The sequence below is a fragment of the Bacillus sp. JJ1764 genome, assembly GCF_036962145.1.
GTDB lineage: Bacteria > Bacillota > Bacilli > Bacillales > Cytobacillaceae > Neobacillus.
On record NZ_JBALNY010000121.1, the window covers coordinates 1 to 1,967 of the forward strand.

Consider the following 1,967-nt stretch of genomic DNA (forward strand, 5'->3'; position numbering starts at 1 on the left):
GTAGATCTTGGTGTCCGTGGATTTGTTCCGGCATCTCTAGTAGAAAATTACTTTGTTGAGGATTTCAGTGATTATAAAGGAAGACAGATGACTTTTAAAATTGCGGAACTTGATAAAGATAAGAATCGTCTAATTCTTTCTCATCGAGCTGTTTTAGAAGAAGAAAAGGTAAAACAAAAGCAAAATCGCCTTGACTCTATTGAGGTGGGGCAAGTGATTGAAGGTACTGTTCAAAGAATTACGGATTTTGGGGCATTCGTTGATATTGGTGGAATTGATGGACTTGTGCATATTTCACAATTATCCTATGAACACGTAGACAAACCAACGGATGTCGTTCAAGAAGGACAAAAAGTGCAAGTAAAAGTATTAAGCGTTGACCGCGACAATGAAAGAATTTCCCTTTCCATCAAAGAAACATTGCCTGGACCATGGTCCAATATTTCTGAGAAGGCTCCAAAAGGTTCTACATTAACTGGAAAGGTTAAACGATTAGTTTCATACGGAGCGTTTATTGAAGTATTTCCTGGTGTTGAAGGACTTGTGCATATTTCTCAAATTGCGCATAAACACATTGGAACTCCACATGAGGTATTAAAAGAAGGACAAGAAGTGTCTGTTAAAGTCCTTGATGTGAACGAAAATGAACAGCGTTTATCATTAAGTATTAAAGACCTGCTTGAAAAAGATGTGGAAGAAAAAATAGATTATGAACTTCCTGAAGAAACAAAAGGTTTTCAACTAGGGGAAGTTATTGGCGATAAATTAAAGAATTTAAGAAAATAATGGTGATGAACTTGTCTAGATCCGAACGTAAATGGGACCACATTCGTTTTGCTCTGGAAACCGGGCAACAACCTTCTTCTGCTTTTGATGACATAAAATTTGTTCATCAAAGCTTACCCAATATTAGTGTGTTCGATGTTCGATTAGACCAATCAATTGGCGAACTTTATTTAAGTTCGCCAATTTTTATCAATGCAATGACCGGTGGCGGTGGTGAAAAAACGTATCAAATAAATAAGGACCTCGCTAAAACGGCTAAAGAAACGGGTCTTGCCATGGCTGTCGGTTCTCAAATGGCTGCGGTTAAAAATAAAAATGAACGATATACGTTCGAAATAGTCAGAAAAGAGAACCCAAATGGAATCATTCTTGCCAACATTGGCAGTGAAGCAACGGGCGAAGAGGCACGAACAGTCATTGAAATGGTGCAAGCGAATGCCTTGCAAATACATTTAAATGTTATTCAGGAATTAGCAATGCCGGAAGGGGATCGAGATTTTAAAGGTGCTCTAAACCGGATTGAGACAATTGTCAATTCCGTAAACGTCCCTGTAATCGTTAAAGAGGTTGGATTTGGAATGTCTAAGGAAACTGCTGCTGCTTTATCATCCGTAGGTGTATCTATCGTGGATGTAGGTGGTTTTGGAGGCACCAATTTCGCCGAAATTGAAAATAAACGCAGGAATAAGGCACTCTCCTATTTTGCAAAATGGGGCATAACCACGCCTGTCTCAATTGTAGAGGCAATGGCTGGAGGTCCTTTATTTGTGATTGCATCAGGCGGCATTAAGGGTGCAGAAGACATTGTTAAGAGCATTGCTTTAGGTGCAGATGCAGTCGGAATGGCGGGCTATCTATTACGTATCCTAGTTGAAAAGGGACTGGAACATTTAATTGCCGAAATTGAGAACCTTCAACAAGAAGTGAAAATGATTATGACAGCGCTTGGGGCAAAACGAATGGCTGATTTAAAAAGAGTACCATTAGTTATCACTGGAGAAACGTATCAATGGTTAACTCAAAGAGGTATTGAAACTAGTTCCTATAGCAGACGCTCCATATAAATGCTCCCGGAAAAAACCGGGAGTTTTTTTCGTGTGCACCCGGCATGGGTGCAGTCTCTAGGGTGAAAGTCCCGAACCACGAAGGCAGTAGTAGTGGTTAGCTTAACGCAAAGGTGT

The 1,967-nt window shown here is 39.9% G+C and carries 2 protein-coding genes; both read left to right on the top strand.

The genetic code is table 11. From position 1 onward, the window contains the following. Positions 1-786: 30S ribosomal protein S1 (gene rpsA, locus V7083_RS16630; RefSeq protein ID WP_335479868.1), on the top strand; the 786-nt coding region annotated here is incomplete at its 5' end. 5 nt (positions 787-791) lie between these two features. After that, positions 792-1,850 (top strand): type 2 isopentenyl-diphosphate Delta-isomerase, encoded by a 1,059-nt coding sequence (fni, locus tag V7083_RS16635; protein ID WP_335479870.1) that lies wholly within the window; start codon positions 792-794, stop codon positions 1,848-1,850. Positions 1,851-1,967 lie beyond the last annotated feature (117 nt).